Annotated in this window: 16 protein-coding genes; 3 read left to right on the forward strand and 13 right to left on the reverse strand. The window is 64.2% G+C overall.

All coding sequences use genetic code 11. The features are described from left to right. The first annotated feature begins 49 nt into the window (after positions 1-49). A complete protein-coding gene (locus B2527_RS03635; RefSeq protein ID WP_293706183.1) occupies positions 50-2,122 on the forward strand; it encodes a GGDEF/EAL domain-containing response regulator in 2,073 nt (690 codons plus the stop codon). A 279-nt stretch (positions 2,123-2,401) separates the two neighbouring features. Here the strand turns inward: B2527_RS03635 and fabV are convergent, their stop codons facing one another. From fabV to B2527_RS03670, 7 genes are all read right to left on the reverse strand, one after another. Next, entirely contained in the window at positions 2,402-3,661 is a 1,260-nt protein-coding gene (gene fabV / locus B2527_RS03640; protein WP_293706184.1) for an enoyl-ACP reductase FabV, read from the reverse strand. 177 nt (positions 3,662-3,838) lie between these two features. After that, positions 3,839-4,807, reverse strand: coding sequence for a protein translocase subunit SecF (secF, locus tag B2527_RS03645; RefSeq protein ID WP_293706185.1), 969 nt, complete (start codon positions 4,805-4,807; stop codon positions 3,839-3,841). Positions 4,808-4,868: 61 nt separating this feature from the next. Continuing rightward, positions 4,869-6,710 carry a protein translocase subunit SecD gene (gene secD, locus B2527_RS03650; protein ID WP_293706186.1) on the reverse strand — a complete coding sequence of 614 codons (1,842 nt, stop codon included), beginning with the start codon at positions 6,708-6,710 and terminating at the stop codon, positions 4,869-4,871. 57 nt (positions 6,711-6,767) lie between these two features. Continuing rightward, entirely contained in the window at positions 6,768-7,097 is a 330-nt protein-coding gene (gene yajC, locus B2527_RS03655; protein WP_293706187.1) for a preprotein translocase subunit YajC, read from the reverse strand. A gap of 128 nt (positions 7,098-7,225) precedes the next feature. Beyond that, positions 7,226-8,365: a tRNA guanosine(34) transglycosylase Tgt gene (gene tgt / locus B2527_RS03660; protein ID WP_293706188.1), complete on the reverse strand. Its 1,140-nt coding sequence runs from the start codon at positions 8,363-8,365 to the stop codon at positions 7,226-7,228. Positions 8,366-8,504: 139 nt separating this feature from the next. Beyond that, complete coding sequence (gene queA, locus B2527_RS03665) at positions 8,505-9,566, reverse strand: tRNA preQ1(34) S-adenosylmethionine ribosyltransferase-isomerase QueA (protein ID WP_293706189.1); 1,062 nt, start codon at positions 9,564-9,566, stop codon at positions 8,505-8,507. A 399-nt stretch (positions 9,567-9,965) separates the two neighbouring features. Then, positions 9,966-10,397, reverse strand: coding sequence for an Lrp/AsnC family transcriptional regulator (locus B2527_RS03670; protein ID WP_282271858.1), 432 nt, complete (start codon positions 10,395-10,397; stop codon positions 9,966-9,968). A gap of 118 nt (positions 10,398-10,515) precedes the next feature. Here B2527_RS03670 and B2527_RS03675 point away from each other — a divergent pair, with 118 nt between their 5' ends. Beyond that, positions 10,516-12,012, forward strand: a complete 1,497-nt coding sequence (locus B2527_RS03675) for an aminotransferase class III-fold pyridoxal phosphate-dependent enzyme (protein ID WP_293706190.1) — start codon at positions 10,516-10,518, stop codon at positions 12,010-12,012. 115 nt (positions 12,013-12,127) lie between these two features. Here B2527_RS03675 and B2527_RS03680 read toward each other — a convergent pair whose 3' ends face one another. The 4 genes from B2527_RS03680 to B2527_RS03695 form a co-directional block, all read right to left on the reverse strand. After that, positions 12,128-13,552 (reverse strand): efflux transporter outer membrane subunit, encoded by a 1,425-nt coding sequence (locus B2527_RS03680; protein ID WP_414716986.1) that lies wholly within the window; start codon positions 13,550-13,552, stop codon positions 12,128-12,130. Continuing rightward, the gene (locus B2527_RS03685) at positions 13,546-14,277 is read right to left on the reverse strand and encodes an SDR family oxidoreductase (protein WP_293706206.1); all 732 of its coding nucleotides are present in this window, start codon (positions 14,275-14,277) and stop codon (positions 13,546-13,548) included. Before B2527_RS03685 ends, B2527_RS03680 begins: the two co-directional genes overlap by 7 nt. A 136-nt stretch (positions 14,278-14,413) precedes the next feature. Beyond that, a complete protein-coding gene (locus tag B2527_RS03690; protein WP_293706192.1) occupies positions 14,414-17,584 on the reverse strand; it encodes an efflux RND transporter permease subunit in 3,171 nt (1,056 codons plus the stop codon). 106 nt (positions 17,585-17,690) lie between these two features. Next, positions 17,691-18,896, reverse strand: a complete 1,206-nt coding sequence (locus B2527_RS03695) for an efflux RND transporter periplasmic adaptor subunit (protein WP_414716987.1) — start codon at positions 18,894-18,896, stop codon at positions 17,691-17,693. A 502-nt stretch (positions 18,897-19,398) separates the two neighbouring features. Here B2527_RS03695 and B2527_RS03700 point away from each other — a divergent pair. Further along, positions 19,399-20,421 carry a LysR family transcriptional regulator gene (locus B2527_RS03700; protein ID WP_293706193.1) on the forward strand — a complete coding sequence of 341 codons (1,023 nt, stop codon included), beginning with the start codon at positions 19,399-19,401 and terminating at the stop codon, positions 20,419-20,421. A 48-nt stretch (positions 20,422-20,469) separates the two neighbouring features. On the opposite strand, the gene B2527_RS03705 is transcribed toward B2527_RS03700, so the two are convergent. Next, the gene (locus B2527_RS03705) at positions 20,470-20,958 is read right to left on the reverse strand and encodes a hypothetical protein (protein ID WP_414716988.1); all 489 of its coding nucleotides are present in this window, start codon (positions 20,956-20,958) and stop codon (positions 20,470-20,472) included. Positions 20,959-21,159: 201 nt separating this feature from the next. After that, complete coding sequence (locus B2527_RS03710; protein WP_293706195.1) at positions 21,160-21,771, reverse strand: inorganic diphosphatase; 612 nt, start codon at positions 21,769-21,771, stop codon at positions 21,160-21,162. Positions 21,772-21,774: the final 3 nt, after the last annotated feature.

The raw sequence follows: 21,774 nt of genomic DNA on the forward strand, positions 1-21,774 counted from the left end.
CGCCAACGCAGTGCTTCGTGTATTAAACCCCCTGCCCTGGGAGCTTTGAATGCAGAACGCCAAAGACATCACATTGCGCCTGCTGATCGTGGATGACAGCGCCGAGAACGCCGAAGCCATCGTCAGCACCCTGCGTAACAGCGGCATCGCGGTGCGCCCGTTGCGGCCGCAGAGCCCCGACGAGCTGTCGCAGGCACTGGGTGGGCAACCGATCGACCTGGTGCTGGCTGCCAACTCCTATGTCATCCCGCAGGCCCTGCTGACCCAGCAGGTCGCCGCCAGCGGCAAGGACATCCCGATGATCCAGCTGGTCGACACGATCGACGTGCAGTTGCTGATCGATGCGGCGGCCAACGGCATCCGCGCGGTCGCCGTGCGCCAGCAGCCCGATCACCTGCTGTCGGTGCTGCGCAACGAGTGGACGGACCTGCAGGCACGCCGTGGCCTGCGCCGGATCGAAGCGCAGATGCGTGAGACCGAGCGCCGCTGCGACGCGCTGATTTCCTCCTCGCGCGATCCCATCGCCTATGTCCACGAAGGCATGCACATCCGTGCCAACGAGGCCTACCTTGAAATGTTCGGCTTTGATTCCTTCGATGATGTCGAAGGCATCTCGCTACTGGACATGGTGGCGCCGCAGCACGTGGAGGATTTCAAGAACCTGCTCAAGTCGCTGAGCAAGGGCGAGGCACCGCCACCGCAATACGAAGTACACGCACGCAACCAGGACGGCGACACCTTCCCGGCGACGATGGAGTTCACCGCCGCCACCTATGAGGGCGAGTCCTGCTTCCAGGTGGTGTTCCGCCGCCGCGAGGAGTTCGATCCGGAGCTGGCCCGCGAAGTGGAGGAACTGCGCCAGCGCGACCAGGTCACCGGCCTGCTGAACCGTCCCACCTTCATGGTGCACCTTGAAAACGCCGTGGCCCAGGTCAGCCGCAGCGATGGCCAGTACGGCTTCCTGCTGATCGAGCCGGACCACTACGCGCGCCTGCTGCCGGATATCGGCCTGGACTCTGCCGATGCGTTGATTGGTGCCATGGGCCAGCAGCTGGCCCAGGCCATCGGCGACGATGCCCAGTTGGCACGCTTTGGCGAGCACAGCTTCGCCCTGCTCTGCCCCGGCGAATACGCCCACACCGCAGCCATTGCCGAACGCGTGCGCGCAGCCTTTGCCGGACATGTGTTCACCGTCGGCGAACGCTCGGCCACGGTTACCGTCAGCATCGGCGGCGTGCAGGTGGGCGAGAAGATCGCCAGCGTGGGCCAGGTGCTCAACCGCGCCAACGACTGCGCGCGCGCTGCCATCGAACTGGGCGGCAACACGGTCAAGGTGTTCGACCCGGGCGCCGCTGACCGCGTCGAGGAAGAGCGCATCCAGCGCTGGGTGCAGCGCATCCAGCAGGCGGTGGCTGGCGACGGTTTCGAGCTGCGTTTCCGTCCGGTGCTGAACCTGATGGGCGAGCCCATGCAGCTGTACGACACCTCGCTGCTGATGGAGAACAATGGCGAACTGGTCGGCCCGGCCAACTTCCTGCCGATTGCCCAGGACCACGAGCTGATGGCACCGGTCAACCGCTGGGTGGTGGGCAGCGCGATACGCGCGCTGGGCGAGCGCAGCCGCGCGGGCCAGCGCGTCCACCTGATGGTCCGTATCACCCCAGAATCATTCAACGACCCGCAGTTGCTGCAGCTCATCCAGGACGGCCTGCGCGCCGAGGGCGTGGAGGGCGAGCAGCTGTGGTTGCAGGTGTCCGAAGCCAAAGTGTTCACCCACCTGCGCAATGCCCAGCAGTTCCTGGCCAATGTCGCCGCGATGGGCTGCAAGGTCGGGCTGGAACAGTTTGGCTCGGGCCTGGATTCGTTCCAGTTGCTGGCCCACTTCCAACCTGCCTTCCTCAAGCTGGACAGCGCCTTCACCGCCGATCCGGCACAGGCCAAGGAGCAGTTGGAGAAGACCCAGGAGATCACCTCCAAGGCGCAGTCGGCGAACATCCGCACCATCGCCGAGTTCGTCGCCGATGCAGGCACCATGAGCCTGCTGTTCAGCGCTGGTGTCGATTACGTGGAAGGTGATTTCGTTGGCCCGCCTGCAGCCGAAATGAACTTCGAGTTTGGTTGAGGAATGCCGGCCCTGGCGCATTGCGCCAGAAACCGACCTTCACCCCAGCCCCGCCTGCAGGCAGGAGATGCCAGGATCGCGGTTTCGGCACTGTCCGGATTGCCCGCATCCCTCCTGCCTGCAAAACGAGAAGCGTGGTTTGCGGCTCGCCGCGACGGAGCGGACCTGTGCCAGCGCAAGGACCGGCGGCGATTGTGGTGAATTCAGGCTTCCCGCTTGAGACAAACAACAGAAGGCCGCGCAAAGCGCGGCCTTCTCGCAACTACGGAAGCAACAAACTCAGACCTCGACGATGCCCGGGATGGCGACGTCAGGATTCACATCGGCTTCGTAGTCCACACCGTCGATGCCGAAACCGAACAGGCGCAGGAAGTCGGCCTTGTAGCCGGCCAGGTCACTGATCTCGTACAGGTTCTCGTTGGTCACCTGCGGCCACAGTTCCAGCACCTTGCCCTGCACTTCCGGCGCCATTTCCTTGTAGTCGGCACGCAGGCGGCCTTCCTCATCGACCAGCGCCACGCTGCGCCCCTTGCCATCCACCAGCTGCTGGCGGATATGCTCCGCTGCATTGCTGCCGCCCTGCGGGCCGTTGTAGAGGATGTCGTACAGCGTATCGAGCTGCTCGATGCAGCCTTCATGCGTGCCCTGCTCTTTCATCACCTTGAACAGCAGTGACAGGTACAGCGGCATGGTCGGGATTGCCGAGCTGGCCTGGGTCACCACCGCCTTGAGCACCGACACGCGGGCGTCGCCGCCAATGCCGGCCAGCTTGCCGCGGATATCCTTGACCTTGGTGTCCAGATCCTTCTTGGCCGCGCCGATGGAGCCGTTCCAGTAGATCGCCTGGGTGATCTCCTCGCCCACATAGGTGAACGCCGTGGTGGTGGCGCCGGGTGCCAGCACACCGGCTTCGAGCAGCGCATCGATCCACATCTGCCAGTCTTCGCCACCCATCACCTGCACGGTGCCGGCGATTTCCTCGGCCGTCGCCGGCTGCAGGGTGGTTTCGGTCAGCACTTCCTTGTCGGTATCCAGGCCACGCAGGGTGATCGGCGCGCCGATCGGCTTGAGCGTGGAGCTGATGATCTCGCCGGTCTTGGGGTGCTTGCGGCGCGGCGCCGCCAGGCTGTAGACCACCTGGTCCACCTGGCCAAGGTCGGCCTTGATGATCTCGATGACCTTCTGCTTCACCTCGTCGGAGAACGCATCACCATTGACGCTGCGTGCATACAGACCCGCCTGGTGTGCGTACTTCTCGAACGCAGCCGAGTTGTACCAGCCGGCGGTACCCGGCTTGCTCTCGCTGCCAGGGCGCTCGAAAAACACCCCCAGGGTGGCGGCATCGCTGCCGAACGCAGCCTTGATGCGTGCAGCCAGGCCGTAGCCCGTGGACGCACCGAGCACCAGCACCTTCTTCGGACCGTTGGCCAGCTTGGGCTGGGCCTTGATGTAATCGATCTGTTCCTTGACCGCCGCATCGCAACCAGTCGGATGGGTGGTGACGCAGATGAAGCCGCGCACACGCGGTTTGATGACCATGAAAACCTCGGTTGATGAGCCGTAGACAGCGCGGGCACGGTTTGCCGCGCTCAACCGATGGGATCGTAGTGCGCGCCAGCGGTGAAAACAACCGACGCCACCGCATGGAAGCCCCCTGCACAGGCAAAAGAAAAGCCGCGCAAAGCGCGGCTTTCCAGTGGACTGATGCACCGGCCGTCAGGGACGACGGGCCAGTTCCTCCTCATCCTTCGCCTTGGGCAGCAGGTCCTGCTTGCTGACCTTGAACGGACCGATGCTCAACATCGGCACCGCGACAATGATCGAGGAGATGACCACGATGACCGCACCCACCATGTGGGTCTCGGCCAGGCCTTCCATCGACTCGCCGCCATACATGTACAACGCCAGTGCGGACAGGAAGAACAGCACCGCAGTGATCACCGTACGCGACAGCGTCTGGTTGATCGAACGGTTCAGCACTTCCAGCGGCTCCACGCGCAGGCTGCGGAAGTTCTCACGCACGCGGTCGAACACCACGATGATGTCATTGATGGCGAAGCCCATCACCGACAACATACCGGCCAACACGGTCAGGTCGAACTCACGCCCCAGCAGCGACATGTAGGCGATGGTCAGGATCAGGTCGAAGAACGCGGTGATGCTGGCCACGATCGCGAACTTCCACTCGAAGCGGGCCGCGATGTAGATCAGGAAGCCGATCACCATGAACAGGGTCGCGTAGACACCGTTCATGGCCAGTTCCTTGCCGACCTGCGGGCCGACGAACTCACCCGGCTGCACGGTAGCGACATTGTCATCGGCGGTGACCGCCACCCGGACCTTCTCGGCCACCTTCTGCGCGGCATCGGCGGCGTTGTTGTGCTGACCATCCGGCGGCAGGCGGACCATCAGGTCATTGCCGCCACCCACGCTCTGCACCTGGGCGTTCTCGAAACCGGCCTTGGCCAGGCGTTCGCGCACCGTATCGGCATCGATGCTGTTCTCGAAGTGGGTGCGCACCACGGTACCGCCGGTGAACTCCAGCGCGTAGTTGAAGCCCTTGAAACCGATGATGGCGATCGACACCAGCAGCAGCACCACCATGAGTGCGAGCACCGGCTTGCGGTGACGCATGAAGTCGATGTTGGTGTCGTTCGGGACGATGTGAAGTGGAAACAGTTTCATGCAAGGAGTTCCTTGGAAAACCCGCGCAGCAGCTGCGCGGGTTCCTGCTAAGGGTTTTGCGTCAGATGGCCACGGAGGTCAGCTTCTTGCGCTTGGCGTAGATCAGCGTTGCCAGCGCACGCGACACGGTGATCGCGGTGAACATCGAGGCGAAAATACCGATGATCATGGTCAGCGCGAAGCCCTTCAGCGGACCGGTACCGAACGCATACAGCGCCACGCCGACGATCAGGCCGGTGAGGTTGGCGTCCAGGATGGTGCCCGAAGCACGCTCATAACCTTCGGCGATGGCCTTCTTGGGCGGCATGCCCAGGCGCAACTCCTCGCGGATACGTTCGTTGATCAGCACGTTGGCGTCCACCGACAGACCCACCGACAAGGCCAGGCCGGCGAAGCCCGGCAAGGTCATGGTGGCGCCGAACATCGACATCACCGCCACCACGATCAGCAGGTTGAACAGCAGCGCCACCGAGGTGATCGCGCCGAACATGCGGTAGTAGACAGTGAAGAACACCAGGGTGAAGACGAAGGAGAACACCACTGCCTTGACGCCGCGCTCCACGTTCTCCGCACCCAGGCTCGGGCCGATGACGTATTCCTCGACGAAGTCCATCGGCGCGGCCAGCGAACCGGCACGCAGCAGCTTGGCCAGGTTGTCGGCTTCGGTTTTCTCCAGGCCGGTGGTCTGGAAGTTCTTGCCGAACACACCGTTGATGTTGGCCACCGAAATCACTTCTTCCTTGACCCGGAAGCTGCGCTGCTCCTGGCCATTGACCATGGTCACCTGCGGAATGCGCTCGGTATAGACCACGGCCATCGGCTTGTTGACGTTGGCGCTGGTGAAATCAAACATGCGCTGGCCGCCGACACTGTTCAGCGTCACGCTGACGGCCGGCAGGCCGTTCTGGTCGGTGGCTACCGAGGCGGCAACCATCTGGTCACCGGTGACGATGGTGCGCTTGTTGAGCAGCACCGGACGACCGGCGCGGTCGCGGTACAGCTTGGCTTCCGGCGGAATGCGGCCGGTGTCGACGGCATCCTGGGCGTTGCCATCGACGACGGCGCGGTATTCCAGCGTCGCGGTGGCGCCGATCATGCGCTTGGCTTCGGCGGTGTCCTGCACGCCCGGCAGCTCGACCACGATGCGGTCTTCGCCCTGGCGCTGGATGATCGGCTCGGCCACGCCCAGCTCGTTGACGCGGTTACGCAGCGTGGTGAGGTTCTGCTCGATGGCGCCGGAAGCGATCTGGCTCATTTCCGTTGCCGGCACGCTGGCGCTGATGCGCTCGCCGCTCACCGAATAGGTGAAGGTCGGCTGCGCCTTGGCCAGTGCTGCGCGCGCCTTGTCGGCATCGGCGGCATTGGTCAGGGTGGCGACGATGTCGCTCTCACCGCGACGCTCCACCGAACGGTAGGCAATGCGGTTGTCACGCAGCGTGGTGCGTACATCTTCGGTGAAGGCTTCAAAACGCTTGTCCACCGCGGCCTTCTGGTCGACCTGCAGGGCAAAGTGCACGCCGCCGACCAGGTCCAGGCCCAGCACCATCGGCTTGCCGCCAAGGTTGGACAGCCAATCAGGCACGGTAGAGGCCAGGTTCAGGGCGACGGTGTAGTTCTCGCCGGCCTTCTCGCGCAACACCTCGTTGGCGCGCGACTGCGCTTCCAGCGACGACAGGCGGACGATCAGGCTTTCGCCTTCCTTCTCCACCGCCTTGGGGGTGACGCCGGCAGCGGTCAGGTCAGCGCCAAGGCGCTGCTTCAGGGCGTCGTCGATCTGCCCACCGCGATTGGCGGTGATCTGTACCGACGGATCCTTCTGGTAGATGTTGGGCAGCGCGTACAGCGCGCTGACCGCCAGAACGATCAGAATCAGGAAGTACTTCCAGCGAGGAAATTCAAGCATTGCAGGATCCTGCGCGGCGCCCCGGGGACGCCGCGAAATGACGGAAGGGGTTCAGTCTCAGGCAGCGGACTTCAGCGTGCCCTTGGGCAGGACGTTGCCAACCGAGCCCTTCTGCACACGGATGCGGACGTTGTCGGCCACTTCCACGGTGATGAAGTTGTCGCCGATGTCGGTAACCACGCCGGCAATGCCGCCGGAGGTCAGCACTTCGTCACCCTTGGTGATCTTTTCCAGCATCGCCTTGTGTTCCTTCTGGCGCTTCATCTGCGGGCGGATCATCAGGAAGTACATCACCGCGATCAGCGCGATCGGCAGCAGGAAGGTGCCCATGCCGGGGGCCGGCGGGGCAGCCTGGGCAACGGGAAGAATGATGGCCATCAGATTCATTAACTTTTGTCCTTGGTGTTGGGCGGCCCCGAGCAGGCCGGTTGGCCTGCAGCAGTCACCGCGAAACGGGGTCAGCCGTGAAGTATGCCACGCGCCCGGGGGCTAGTCCCGGGCCGTGTGAAGCGCTGCTACTCCCCCGACAACGCCGGGACGCTCAGGCCCCGGGCTGCATAGAAGGACTCGCGGAAGGCCAGGAAGGTTCCCGCCTCGATGGCCGCGCGCATGTCGGCCATCAGTTTTTCGTAATAGAACAGGTTGTGCAGGGTGCCCAGCATCGGCGCCAGCATCTCGTTGCAGCGGTCCAGGTGACGCAGGTAGGAGCGGGTGTAGCCGCCGGTGCAGGCATGGCAGCCGCAGCCCGGCTCGATCGGGCTCATGTCCCGCTCGTACTTGGCGTTACGGATGCGGACCGTGCCGAAGGAGGTGAAATAGTGGCCGTTGCGGGCATTTCGGGTGGGCATGACGCAGTCGAACATGTCCACGCCGCGGGCCACGCCTTCGACCAGGTCTTCCGGCCGGCCCACCCCCATCAGGTAACGCGGACGGTCGGCCGGCAGGATCGGATGCATGTGGTCGAGCATGGCATTGCGCTCGTGCTCGGGCTCCCCCACCGCCAGACCGCCGATGGCATAGCCATCGAAACCGATCTGCTGCAGGCCCTCGGCCGAGCGGCTGCGCAGCTCGGTGTGCACCCCGCCCTGGACGATGCCGAACAGCGCCGCATCGTTGCCCATGGCGTCATGTGCATTGCGGCTGCGCTGGGCCCACCGAAGGCTCAGCTCCATCGACTTGCGCGCGACCGGCTCGGTGGCCGGGTACGGCGTGCATTCGTCGAAAATCATGACGATGTCCGAATCCAGCACCTTCTGGATCTTCATGCTCTCCTCCGGCCCCAGGAACACCCGGGCACCATCGGTCGGCGAGGCGAACGTTACGCCTTCTTCGGTGATCTTGCGGCGATGCGCCAGCGAAAATACCTGGAAACCACCCGAATCGGTCAGGATCGGGCCATTCCACTGACAGAAGCCATGCAGGCCGCCATGGTCGGCGATCACATCCAGACCCGGACGCAGGTACAGATGGAAGGTATTGCCGAGGATGATCTCGGCACCGAGCGCGCGCACCTGTTCGGGCAGCACCCCCTTGACCGAGCCGTAGGTGCCCACCGGCATGAACGCCGGGGTCTGCACGGTTCCGCGCGGGAAGGAGAGCTGACCGCGGCGGGCGCGACCATCGGTGGTCTGGAGCTTGAATTGCAGTCGGGACATGAATGAAGAGCTGTAATGGGGCCGAGTGGGGAGTTGCGGGCGCGTTGGCTGCGGACAGTCTACTTGTGCGAGCTGATCGGCGCTGTTTCAAGGCCGCCGCGCCCTGCCAGCCGGGCCGGCGCCCCCGGCCCTGGCAGGACTAGCTGGCCTGCCCTGCCGCGTCCGGCGCCGCATCCTGCAGCGGGAACAGCAGCATCGCATCGCCATAGCTGAAGAAACGGTACTTTTCTGCGATGGCGTGCGCATAGGCCTGAAAAACACGCTCCTTGCCAGCGAACGCACTGATCATCATCAGCAGGGTGCTTTCCGGCAGGTGGAAGTTGGTGACCATCGCATCGACGCTGCGGATGCGGTAACCCGGGGTGATGAATATCTGGGTTTCTCCGGCGTAGGGATGCAGTTCGCCTTCGCGCATCGCACTCTCCAGCGCTCGCACCACGGTGGTACCGACACCGATCACCCGGCCACCGGCAGCACGGGTGCGTCGCACCTGCTCGACCAGCTCGGCGCCCACATTGAGCCATTCGCGGTGCATCACATGCTGCGACAGATCATCCACGCGCACCGGCTGGAAGGTGCCGGCGCCGACATGCAGGGTGATGTGCCCGAACTGCACGCCACGCTCGCGAAGCTGCGCCAGCAGCGCTTCGTCGAAGTGCAGGCCGGCGGTCGGCGCAGCCACGGCACCGACCTGCTTGGCGAACACCGTCTGGTAGCGCTCGCGGTCATCCACACCGGGCTCACGGTGGATGTAGGGCGGTAGCGGCAAGCGCCCCTCGTGGACCAGCCAGGACTCCAGCGGCTCGGGAATATCGAAACGCAACACATAAAACTCGCCGTCACGGCCCAGCACCTCGGCTTCGCCACCGGCATCAAGCTGAATGCGGCTACCGGCCTTGGGCGACTTGCTGGCACCGATCTGCGCGCGCGCCTGCTGGCCGCCGAGTAGACGCTCGATCAGGATCTCGACGCGGCCGCCACTGGCTTTCTGCCCGAACAGGCGTGCCGGGATGACACGGGTGTCGTTGAACACCAAGAGGTCGCCGGGCTGCAGCAACCCGGCCAGATCGCGCACCTGGCAGTCAACGAAAACAGCCGGCGCCGGCGGAACGAGCAGCAAACGGCTGGCCGAACGCTCGGCCAAAGGGGCCTGGGCGATCAATTCCTCAGGCAGGTCATAGGTGAAATCGGACTTCTTCAAGGCCGGAACTTCGTACGGGGAGCCGGCTATTGTAGCTCTCGCGGGCGGAAGGACTGATTTTTAGGCCGTGGCCGTGGCTCCGACTCCGCTTTATGCCGTCATTCCCGCGAAGGCGGGAATCGCTCTGGCTCTGGCTTTGGCTCCGCTTCGCGCCGTCGTTCCCGCGAAGGCGAGAATCGCCCTGGCTTTGGCGTTGGCTCCACTTCGCGCCGTCATTCCCGCGAAGGCGGGAATCGCCCTGGCTTTGGCTCTCAGTTCGCACGGGTCACGTCAAATCAACAGTTAAAGGCAAAGGCAAAAACAAGAGCGATTCCCGCCTCCGCGGGAATGACGGCTGAAGATCAAGGGCAAAGCAAAACCAAACCCAAAACAGCGTCGATCCAGCGCGGCTGGCCTACCTCAACGCTCAAACTTGGTTGAAAGAATGATCGCGCTGTTGGTCCGCTCCACCCCATCAACAGCGCCAATCGCATCGGTCACCACATCCATCTCACTGACCCCGCCCACCACTACCATCGCAATCAGATCATGGTTGCCGCTGACCGAATGCAGCGAGCGCACCTCTGTGATATCGCGAAGCGCCTTTACCACCGCCGGCATCTTCTTCGGCAGTACGGTGATCAGCACGTGCGCCCGCACTTGGCCCTGCTCGTAGTCCTCATGGGTACGCACCGTATAGCCGGCAATCACCCCCAACTGCTCAAGCCGGTCGATGCGGCTCTGCACCGTGGTCCGGGACAAGCCAAGCCGGCGGGCGATCTGCGCAGTGGAAGCCCGCGCGTCCTCGCGCAATACGGACAAGAGGCGTTCGTCGGCAGGGGAAATATTCACATTGCAAACAAGCTTCGTCGATTCGACGAAATTACCCGAAAATTCGTCGAGATCATAGCTGCCATATGTCCAGAATCTCCAGATAATGGGTATATACAAGAAACTTCTGGAGATGAGCATGACCGTACTCGGCCCCCTCGCCCCGCTTCGCGCGCACACCGGCCAACGCCTGACCCAAGGTCTGGACGACGCCAGCGTTGAACGCCTGGCCGTCGCTCACCCGGACCTGGCCGGCGCCATTGCCGCTGCCGCCAGTGAATACGCCCGCATCAAGGACGAAGCCGCCGACCTGCTGGATCTGGACGAGCACGACCAGATCGCCGCCATGCAGGCCGGTTTCGTCAACTTCTATGCCGACGACGCCGTCGTCCCGTACATCGCCCTTGCCGCCTGCGGCCCGTGGGTGGTCTCGCTCAAGGGCGCCGTGCTGTATGACGCCGGCGGCTACGGCATGCTCGGCTTCGGCCACACCCCCGCCGATGTCATGGCCGCTGCAGCGAAACCGCAGGTGATGGCCAACATCATGACCCCGAGCCTGGCCCAGCGCCGCTTTGTCCAGGCCATGAAGAAAGAGATCGGCCACAGCCGCGACGGCTGTCCGTTCACCCACTTCATGTGTTTGAACTCCGGCTCCGAGGCCGTTGGCCTGGCCGCTCGTATTGCCGACATCAACGCCAAGCTGCAGACCGACCCGGGCGCACCGCATGCCGGTGCCACCATCAAGCGGGTGGTCATCAAGGGCAGCTTCCACGGCCGCACCGATCGTCCTGCCCTGTATTCGGACTCCAGTCGCAAGGCCTATGACCAGCACCTGGCCAGCTACCGCGGCGAGAACAGCGTCATCACCGTTGCGCCTTACGACGAAGCGGCAATGCGCAAGGTGTTTGCCGATGCCAAGGCCAACAACTGGTTCATCGAGGCGGTATTCCTGGAGCCGGTGATGGGCGAAGGCGACCCGGGCCGCGCCGTACCGGCCAGCTTCTACAAGCTGGTCCGCGAACTCACCCGCGAGCACCGCAGCCTGCTGCTGATCGACTCCATCCAGGCCGCACTGCGTGCGCACGGCACCCTGTCCTTCGTCGACTACCCGGGCTACGAGACGCTGGATCCGCCGGACATGGAAACCTATTCAAAGGCCTTGAACGGCGCGCAGTTCCCGCTGTCGGTGCTGGCCGTCACCGAGCATGCCGCCAAGCTCTACCGCAAAGGCGTGTATGGCAACACCATGACCACCAACCCGCGCGCGCTGGATGTGGCTGTTGCCACCCTCGCCCGCCTGTCGCCGGAAGTTCGCCAGAACATCCGCCTGCGCGGTGAACAGGCCGTGCAGAAGCTGGAAGCACTCAAGACCAAGCTCGGCGGCCTGATCACCAAGGTGCAGGGCACCGGCCTGCTGTTCTCCTGCGAACTGGCCCCGCAGTTCAAGTGCTACGGCGCCGGCTCCACTGAGGAATGGCTGCGCATGCACGGCGTCAATGTGATCCACGGCGGCGAGAACTCGCTGCGCTTCACCCCGCACTTCGGCATGGATGAAGAAGAACTGGACGTGCTGGTGGACATGGTCGGCCGCGCACTGCAGGAAGGACCGCGCCGCGCGCAGGCGGATGCCGCCTGATTCGATGTAACAGGTAAGCAAAGAGGCGGCCATTGGCCGCCTCTTTCTGTTTGCGGGTCGAAAAGCTGCCCCTCTCCCCTTGCCGGAGAGGGGTTGGGGAGAGGGGCAAGCCTCGTCAACGCATGCCGGTTACCACAAGCGCAGGACCGGGCTGTCCTGCCCAACCTCCAAGCGCCTTGTACACCGCCACCACACTGACATTCACAGAAGCTTCCGCCGCTGCCAATGCATCGTCGGCAGCCAACTGATTGCGCTGTGCATCCAGCAAGGCCAGGAAGTCTTCCGAGCCCTCGCGGTAACGCAGCTGCGCGAGTGATTCGGCCTTGCGTGCCGCCTGCGCCTGCTCGGCCACGATGCCCAGCCGCGCCTGCTGCTTGGCGTAACGGGTGAGCGCGTTCTCGGTATCCTCCAACGCCAACAGCACCGCCTGCTCGTACTCGGCCGCTGCGCCGTCGGCCTGGGCCTTGCTCGCACGCAGACGTGCACGCACGCTGCCAAAATCAAACGCCGCCCAGCTGATCGATGGCGTCAGCGACCAGGCCTTGTTGTTGCCATTGACCAGGCCTGAGGCGTCGCCGCCGAGGAAGCCAACGAAACCACTCAGGCTGATGCGCGGAAATAGATCCGCGGTCGCCACCCCGACGCGCGCGGTGGCTGCCGCCAGACGTCGCTCCGCCATGCGTACATCCGCACGCTGTCGCAGCAGGTTGCTGGTATCGCCCAAGGGCAGTGCCTTGGCAAAAGCCGGCACCGCGCGTGGCTGCAGCACGGCATCCAGCGCGCCGGGGCGCTGCCCGAGCAGCACCGCAAGACGATGCCGAGACTGCACCTCAGACACTTCCAGCAATGGAATGTCCGCCTCTATCGCCTTCAGACGGGCACGACTGCTCTGCACGTCCAGCTCGCTGCCCGCACCCAGCTCCAATCGAGTCTCGGTCAGCCGCTGGGTTTCACGCAGATTGCGCAGCGTGTCGCGCGCAACCGCAATCCGCTTCTGCGAGCCACGCAGTTCGAAATAGTTGCGCGCCACTTCGGCTGCCACCATCACCTGCGCATCGGCCAGATTGTCGCGCTCGGCGCCGAGGTCCGCGCGTGCAGCTTCAGCCGCACGGCGTTGCCTGCCGAACAGATCCAGTTCCCAACCAGCATCGAAGCCAAGCTGATAGGTCTCACTGGAAACGCGTTCGCCACCCAGCAATGGGTCCGGCTGCTTGCGCCGGTCCTGGCTGCCGCCAGCAGTGATGTGCGGCAATTGATCCAGACGCTGCTCGGTGAACACCGCACGTGCAGCGCGTACGCGGGCCATGGCGATCTGCAGATCCAGGTTGTCTCCCAATGCATCGTGCACCAGCCGCCCCAGGACCGGATCATCGAACTGTGCCCACCAACTGGCCACCGGCGGCACATTGGTGAACGCGGCATCTGCCGCGCCCTGCAGGGTCACCGGCTCGACTGGTGCCGCCTTGTAATCCGGACCAACGCTCACGCAGCCGGCCAGCAAGGCGCTGGCCATTGCCGTTACCAGCACGCGCATCACCACGGCAGCACCTCGCCGAGGTAGCTGAAGCTGCCGGTCGGGCCGTCGGCGGCAATCAAGGCCATGCCCACGCTGGAGCGTGCGCCTTCAGCGACATCGATCTCACCTTCGCCACCGTTCATGTCGGTTTTGACGTAACCCGGGTGCACCGCATTGACCTTGATCGGACCTTCGCGCAGCTCATGTGCAAGCTGCACCGTCCAGGCGTTCAGCGCGCTCTTGGAAGCGTTGTAGGCGGGCACCAGGAAACCGTAGATCGAAGAACCTGGCTGCGCATGCAGGGTCAACGAGCCGAGGATGCTGGACACATTGACAATGCGTCCGGCCGGCGCGGTGCGCAGCAAGGGCAGGAACGCAACAGTCACTTCAACCACCGCAAACAGATTGGTATTGAAGGTGCTGCGCCAGGTTTCCAGCGACTGACCACTGGCGCCTGCCTGCAGGTCATCCACCAGCACGCCCGCGTTGTTGACCAGGATATCGAGCTTGCCGTGCTGCTGCGTCACACGCTCAACCGCTACCGCGATACTGTCGGTGTCGTTGACGTCGAGCTGGATGGGCTCCACCGGCAAGCCTGCTGCCTGCAGCTCCTGCGCTCTTGCAGCGGCCGTTTCGTAATTTCGCCCGGCCAGCAGCGTGTGCACGCCAGCGGCGGCCAATTGCCGCACGGTCTCAAGGCCGATGCCGCGGGTGGCACCGGTAACCAGGGCAACTCTGGTGTTCTGGATATTCATTTGCTTTTCCTTGGGGGAATGAATTGATACAAGCCCGATAACATTTCAAACCATCCCTGCCGGTGAGAGCGGCAGGGAACTGCGGGAGGCAGCACATCTGCAGCCTCCCGCAACGCAGCTACACCTGCCATCAATGGTGGATGGTCGGCTCACCATGCTGTACCAGCTTGCCGCCGCCATTACGTGACACGAACTTGCGCAAGGCCACGTAGAACACCGGGGTCAGGAACAGACCGAACAGGGTCACCCCCAACATGCCGGCAAACACGGTGATGCCAGTCACCGAGCGCACCTCGGCACCTGCACCATGCGAAAGCACCAGCGGCACGGTGCCGGCGATGAAGGCGATGGAGGTCATCACGATTGGCCGCAGACGCAGGCGGCAGGCTTCCAGCGCCGCTTCGACGATGCCCTTGCCGCCCATCTCCAGCTCACGGGCGAACTCGACGATCAGGATCGCGTTCTTGCAGGCCAGGCCCATCAGCACCACCAAGCCTACCTGTACGAAAACATTGTTATCACCACCGGTCAGCCATACCCCGAACAAGGCCGACAGCAGCGTCATCGGCACGATCAGGATCACCGCCAGCGGCAATGACCAGCTCTCGTACAGCGCCGCCAGTACCAGGAACGCCAGCAGTATCGCCACCGGGAACACGATGAAGGCCGCCTTGCCCTGCGTTGCCTGCTGGTAGCTCAGGTCGGTCCACTCGGTAACCATGCCGGCGGGCAGCACTTGCCCGGCGATTTCGGTGAGCTTGTTCATGGCCTCGGCCGAAGACAGCAGGCGCGGATCAGCCTCCCCGGCCAGGTCGGCGGCCGGGTAGCCGTTGAAGCGCAACACCGGGTCCGGGCCGTAGGTCTCCTTGATGGTCACCATCGAACCGATCGGCACCATCTCACCGCGGTCATTGCGGGTACGCAGTTTGCCGATGTCCTCCACGCTATCGCGGAACTGGCCATCGGCCTGCGCGATCACCTGCCAGGTGCGGCCGAACTGGTTGAAGTCGTTGACGTAAGCCGAGCCCAGGTAGGTCTGCAGCGTGTCGAACAACTCGGTCAGCTGCACACCCTGCGCCTTGGCCTTGACCCGGTCCACCTCGGCATCGAGCTGCGGCACATTGGCCTGGTAACTGGTGATCGGATAGGCCATGCCCGGTGTCTGCGCCACCGCGCCCTGCATGTTCTGTACTGCATTCTGCAAAGCGCCGTAACCCAGGTTGGCGCGGTCCTCGATGAACAGCTGGTAGCCGTTGCCGTTGCCCAGCCCAAGAATCGGCGGCGGCATCATCGCGAAGGCGAAGCCCTCCTGCAGCCCGGCGATCTTCTGGTTGATCTCGGCATTGATCTGCGCTGCTGTGCGCCCATGACGCTCGTTGAATGGCTTGAGCGGGATGAAGGCCACGCCGGTGTTGGGCGTATTGGTGAACTGCAGTGCATTCAAACCCGGGAACGAAATGGTGTGGGCAACACCCTCGGTTTCCTGCGCGATCTTCGCCACCTTGCGCAGCATTTCATCGGTGCGCGCGATCGATGCGCCTTCCGGCAGCTTCACGCCGGCGATCAGGTACAGCTTGTCCTGGGTGGGAATGAAGCCCGGCGGCACCAGCTTGAAGATCACCCCGGTGCCTACCAGCAACACCGCATAAACCACGAACACCGCGCCACGACGGCCGAGGATACGCGCCACGCCACGCTCATACTTCTCCGAGCTGGTCTTGAAGAAGCGGTTGAAGGGGCGGAACACCCAGCCGAACAGCTTGTCGATCAGCCGGGTGGGTGCGTCCTTGGCCGCGCCATGCGGCTTGAGCAGGCGTGCCGCCAGGGCCGGCGACAAGGTCAGCGAGTTGATCGCCGAGATCACCGTGGAGATCGCAATGGTCACCGCGAACTGCTTGTAGAACTGGCCGGTAACGCCGGACAGGAAGGCCATCGGCACGAACACAGCGCACAACACCAGCGCGATGGCGATGATGGGCCCCGATACCTCCCGCATTGCCTGGTGCGCCGCCGCGGTGGGCGACAGGCCTTCCTCGATGTTGCGCTCGACGTTCTCCACCACCACGATGGCGTCATCGACCACGATGCCGATCGCCAGCACCAGCCCGAACAGGCTCAGCGTGTTGATCGAGAAGCCCAGCAGGTACAGGGCGGCAAAGGTGCCCACCACCGATACCGGCACCGCGATCAGCGGAATGATCGACGCGCGCCAGGTCTGCAGGAACAGGATCACCACCAGCACCACCAGCGCGATGGCTTCCAGCAGGGTCGATACCACCGCCTTGATCGAGTCACGCACGAAGATGGTGGTGTCGTACACCGCCTCGTACTTCACGTCGGCCGGAAAGGCTTTCTGCATTTCATCCATCGTGCCGATGACCGCATCGCGGATTTCCAGCGCATTGGCGCCCGGCGCCTGGAAGATGCCGATGCCCACGGCGTTCTTGCCATCCAGCTGCGAACGCAGCGTGTAGTCACCGGCGCCCAGCTCGATGCGTGCCACGTCGGCCAAGCGCACCACTTCGCCATCATCGCCGCTCTTGAGCACGATGTCGCCAAACTCCTGCTCGCTGCGCAGGCGGCCCTGGGCATTGATCAGGGTCAGGAACTGGCTGTTGGGCATTGGCTCGGCACCGAGCTGGCCGGCCGACACCTGCACGTTCTGCTCGCGCATGGCGCGCACCACATCGCTGGCGGTCAAGCCACGCGAAGCCACGCGGTCCGGGTCCAACCAGGCACGCATGGCATAGTCGCCGCCGCCGAATATCTGCGCGTCGCCCACGCCGGGAATACGCGCCAGCGCATCCTTGACGTGAAGGCGCGCGTAATTGCGCAGGTACAAGGTGTCGTAGCTGCCCTTGGGCGAGGTCAGGTGCACCACCATCAGGAAGGTGGGCGACTGCTTCTGGGTGGTCACGCCCTGCCGGCGCACGTCCTCGGGCAGGCGCGCCTGCGCCTGCGCCACCCGGTTCTGCACCTTCACTGCCGCCTCATCCGGATCGGTACCCGGGCGGAAGGTCACGGTCATCTGCAGCACGCCGTCGGAGCCGGCCACCGACTTGAGATACATCATGCCCTCGACGCCGTTGATGGCCTCTTCCAATGGCGTGGCCACGGTCTCGGCAATCACCTTGGGATTGGCGCCCGGGTAGACGGTGCGCACAACCACCGAGGGCGGCACCACCTCCGGGTACTCACCAATGGGCAGGAACGGAATGGTGACCAGGCCGGCGGCGAAGATCACGATCGACAACACGGCCGCGAAGATCGGCCTGTCGATGAAAAAGCGGGAAAAATCCATGGCAAATCCTTGCAGGTACCGGCGCCGGGCTGCACTGGTCCTGTCCGCACCCGGACGGGCGCAGACAAGGTGGCCGGCAGCCCTGCCGGCAAAGGGATGAAGCGGCTTAGTTGATGCTGCTCACGGCCTGCGTGGCAGCGGCGGCAATGGGTTGCATGGCAACCGGCTTGGCCTGCACCGGCATGCCGGGCATGAACACCTTCTGCACGCCATCGACGATCACCTTGTCGCCCGCCGCCAGCCCCTGCTCGACAATGCGCAGGCCTTCGGCGTTGCGGCCCAGCTGCACGTCACGCCGTTGCGCCTTGTTGTCCTTGTCCAGCACATAGACGTATTTGCGGTCCTGGTCAGTCAGCACCGCCTTGTCGTCCACCAGCACGGCCTGAAACTGGCCGCTGCCCAGCAAGCGCACGCGCGCGAACAGGCCCGGGGTGAACTGACGGCTGGCGTTGTCCAGCAGCGCACGGACGCGGATGGTGCCGGTGCTGCGGGTGATCTGGTTATCCAGGAAATCGACCTTGCCTTCATGCGGAAAGCCTTCCTCGCCACTCAGGCCAACCTTCACCGGCAGGGCCTGGTCACGTTCGCTCGGGCGCTGCCCATCACGCGCCATCTGTGCGTAACGCAGGAAGGTGGATTCGTCGGCATCAAAGTACACATGCACGGTGTCCAGCGACACCAGCGTGGTCAGCACGCTGGCCGCGTCACCGGCGGTGACGAGGTTGCCTGCCGTCACCATCGCCCGCCCGGCACGGCCATCGATGGGCGCGCGCACCTTGGTGAACTCCAGATTGAGCCGTGCGGCGTCCAGCGCAGCCTGTGCCGCCTGCACCTGTGCGCCGGCCTGATCGGCGCTGGCGCGGCGCTGTTCGGCGGTTTCGGCTGCAATGGCCTGCTGCTCGGCCAAACGGCGTGCGCGTTCGGATTCGCTGCGTGCCAGCCCGGCCTGGGTGCGGGCACGGTTCAATTCGGCCTGGGCGCGGTTGAACTCGGCCTGGTAGCTGCGTGCGTCGATGGTGAACAATACATCGCCCTTTTTCACCTCCTGGCCTTCGACATAGTTGACCTTGTCGATATAGCCGGACACCCGCGGGCGCAGCTCGACACTCTGCACGGCCTCCACCCTGCCGCTGAACTCATCCCACTGCGCGACCTGCTTGATCAACACCGGCGCCACACTGACTTCGGGCGCCGGTGGCGCCGCGTTCTCGGCGTGGCCGCCGCTGCAGGCCACCATCAATGCCATGGCCAGGGCCGATACGGCGACGAGTGCGGCACGCCGCAACGGGCTGGTTTGGGAAGTACGTTTCATTTCTTGCTCCTGGGGGAGGTAATCGGAGGAAAGCAGGTCATCACTGCGAACCACGGGGTCGCGTTGTTGGCGGTCCCTGCGCAAACCGGGGCCGCGGCGCCCCGGAAATCGCCAGCGCTTTACTGCTGGCAGGGCCATTACTGTCCCGTCCGCGGAAATTTTTGGCCCACGAGCGGGATAAACCGCCCTGCAAGTTGCAATACGCGGCCCAGCCAGCCGCGCCGGGCCAAGCCCTGCCAGGGTCCGGACAAAACCCGATCTGCATCAGGAAACCGCAATGTATTCAAGCGATTGCAGGACGCACGGGGCGGCAGGGCATTGCGGTAGCTGGGTTCGCGCCGGGGCGCGGGCAAGGCCAGTGGAGAGCGCAGGCGCATGGCGGCTTATCCGTCAGGGGGACAGGCGAACAAGGTAGAGCTCAAATCCATACTTGATTAGTACGAATTCAAGGGAATAATCATCCCGTCGCCGGCACAATCCCGTTGCCGCAAGGGCTTACCCCATGGCCAACGATCTCAATGACACGCTGATCTTCGTCAAAGTCGTCGAGCAAGGCAGTTTCACTGCCGCCGCCCGCCTGCTCGGACAACCCAAAACCACCGTAAGCCGCAAGGTGCAGGAGCTGGAAACCCGCCTGGGCGCACGCCTGCTGCACCGGACCACCCGCCGCCTCGGCCTGACCGAAGCCGGCACCGTCTACTACGAGCACTGCCAACGCATCGCCCGTGAGCTGGACCAGGCCGAAAGTGCGGTCAGCCAGCTGCAGTCCGGCCCGCGCGGATGGTTGCGCTTTACCGTGCCCTACTCGATGGGCACCAGCTGGATCGCGCCCCTGTTGGGCCAGTTCCAGAGCGCCTACCCGGACATCCGGGTGGACATGCACCTGGGCAACGAGACCCTGGACCTGATTGCCGGTGAAGTGGATCTGGCACTGCGGGTCGGCCCCCTGCCCGACTCCAACCTGATCGCACGCAAGCTGGGCAGCCTGCGCACCCAGGTGTTCGCCAGCCCCGCCTACATCGCCCAGCATGGCGAACCGCAGCACCCGGATGAGCTGCAGTTTCACCGCACACTGGCAATACGCAAGGCCCATCACGGCCAGAACCAGCGCTTCACCTGGACCCTGGCCCAGCACGATGGCGAAATGCGCGAGTTCGCGGTCAACCCGCTGATTGTTGCCAATGACCCGTCGGCGCTGAACGCCGCGCTGGTGGCGGGCGAAGGCCTGATGCTGAGCAGCGACGTGATGGCCAAGCCCTTCGTCGAGGCCGGCCTGGTGCAGCAGGTATTGCCGGGCTGGACCGGCCCGGACTACGACTTCAACGCGGTGTTTGCCGGTGGCCGCCTGGTCTCACCCAAGGTGCGCGTGTTCATCGACTTCCTGGTCGCCAAACTGAACTTCGACGCCAATTACATGCTGCTGCAATGCCCCAACGCCAAGCGCCTGGCCGACATCGAGCAGGAATACCAGCAACGCTCCAAGGGCCACCCCAAGCTGCGCGTGGTGGAAGCACTCAGTGCCTGATCCGGCGCCGGTTGCGGTGCGCGGGCAGCGCAGCCGGCAACTGCTGGATCAGTAACCGCGCAGATACGGCCACAACGGCACGATCTGCACTTCCCTGCAGCCGTCGTAGCGGCTGCAGCTACCGAAATAACCCGGCCCCGAATAGCGCTGTCGCGCATCACGGTTGTAAGGGCTGTTGTAGAAATCCGGTCGATACAGGTGACCAGCCCCGTAGTAGCGGTAGGGTGTGAGGCCTTCGCTGTCGGCACCGCGCGAGACCTGCGCCAGCGCCGGGGTGCCCGCATCGTCCACGTAGCCGAACTCGTTGTCGTAACGGACCAGGCGGTAATAAACGGTCTCGCCGTCCTGCCTGCGGCTGTGCAGCGGTTCCAATTGACCACCACCGCTGTCTGCATAGGCCTTGCCGCCTTCGAACAGCACTTCGCTGGGATTGACGATCTCTTCCTCCAGCGGGGGCGCGGCAATGGCCGCTACCGCCATCGTTGCTGCCATGACTGCAACTGCAGCCTTACCCAGGGTCTTCCCCAACATGCGCATGACCATCCTCCGTGATTGGGCCGCCGCTGCCTGCAGCAACCCGCTTGCTCGCCCACCGTCCCCTTTCGGCGGGCAGTCATTACTGCTTATCGCGCCGGAAGAGTCGCCTGCCCCAGGGGCAAAGCCTCGACCGACGCCGTGGAAACAACGGACCGGAGTATAAGCGGCCCGCCGATCGACGTCGTGAAGCTGGTCCGCAGTTCAGCGCCCGCGGCCTTCACTGCGATAGCGCGCCAGGGCCTGGCGGATGACCTGGCGCGCTTCGCCGGCATCACCCCAGCCATTGAGCTGGATGTCGGCCGGCCCGGGCAACTGCTTGTAGGTGCGGAAGAAGGCTTCGATCCGTTGTCTTTCCAGCACCGGCAAGTCTTCCAGCCGGTTCATGCCGACATAGGTAGGGTCTATCCCCTCCACTGGCACACCGACGATTTTCTCGTCGGCTTCGCCCTTGTCGACCATGCGCAGCACGCCCAGCGGCCGGAACCGGATCACCGCCCCCGGCTGGATCGGGAAACGGGTCAACACCAATGCATCCAGTGGATCGCCATCGCCCGCCAAGGTCTGCGGCAACGAGCCATAGTTGGCCGGATACGCCACCGGCATGGACAGAAACCTGTCCACCCGCAGCTCGCCGTGTTCGCCCGTTTCGTACTTGATTGCGCCCCCGGCGGGGATCTCCACCACCAGCAGCACCTCGTCCGGCACGTTCTCCGCCTGTGGCAGGGCAAACGGATGCAGCAGTTCCCTGGCTCCGGCCAGTCCTGGCGCAAGCCCCAGCAACACACCACATAAAACGGCTTGCGTCGGTTTCATCAG

This window comes from Stenotrophomonas sp. UBA7606 (assembly GCF_002477705.1).
Lineage (GTDB): Bacteria > Pseudomonadota > Gammaproteobacteria > Xanthomonadales > Xanthomonadaceae > Stenotrophomonas.

Bases quoted from the DNA above. Each gene is read 5' to 3' on its own strand.
- B2527_RS03635 (WP_293706183.1), top strand. From the start codon at position 50: ATGCAGAACGCCAAAGACATCACATTGCGCCTGCTGATCGTGGATGAC.
- tgt (WP_293706188.1), bottom strand. From the start codon at position 8,365: ATGTCCCGACTGCAATTCAAGCTCCAGACCACCGATGGTCGCGCCCGC.
- B2527_RS03675 (WP_293706190.1), top strand. From the start codon at position 10,516: ATGACCGTACTCGGCCCCCTCGCCCCGCTTCGCGCGCACACCGGCCAA.
- B2527_RS03700 (WP_293706193.1), top strand. From the start codon at position 19,399: ATGGCCAACGATCTCAATGACACGCTGATCTTCGTCAAAGTCGTCGAG.
- fabV (WP_293706184.1), bottom strand. From the start codon at position 3,661: ATGGTCATCAAACCGCGTGTGCGCGGCTTCATCTGCGTCACCACCCAT.
- B2527_RS03690 (WP_293706192.1), bottom strand. From the start codon at position 17,584: ATGGATTTTTCCCGCTTTTTCATCGACAGGCCGATCTTCGCGGCCGTG.
- B2527_RS03710 (WP_293706195.1), bottom strand. From the start codon at position 21,771: ATGAAACCGACGCAAGCCGTTTTATGTGGTGTGTTGCTGGGGCTTGCG.
- B2527_RS03695 (WP_414716987.1), bottom strand. From the start codon at position 18,896: ATGAAACGTACTTCCCAAACCAGCCCGTTGCGGCGTGCCGCACTCGTC.
- B2527_RS03705 (WP_414716988.1), bottom strand. From the start codon at position 20,958: ATGCGCATGTTGGGGAAGACCCTGGGTAAGGCTGCAGTTGCAGTCATG.
- secF (WP_293706185.1), bottom strand. From the start codon at position 4,807: ATGAAACTGTTTCCACTTCACATCGTCCCGAACGACACCAACATCGAC.
- secD (WP_293706186.1), bottom strand. From the start codon at position 6,710: ATGCTTGAATTTCCTCGCTGGAAGTACTTCCTGATTCTGATCGTTCTG.
- yajC (WP_293706187.1), bottom strand. From the start codon at position 7,097: ATGAATCTGATGGCCATCATTCTTCCCGTTGCCCAGGCTGCCCCGCCG.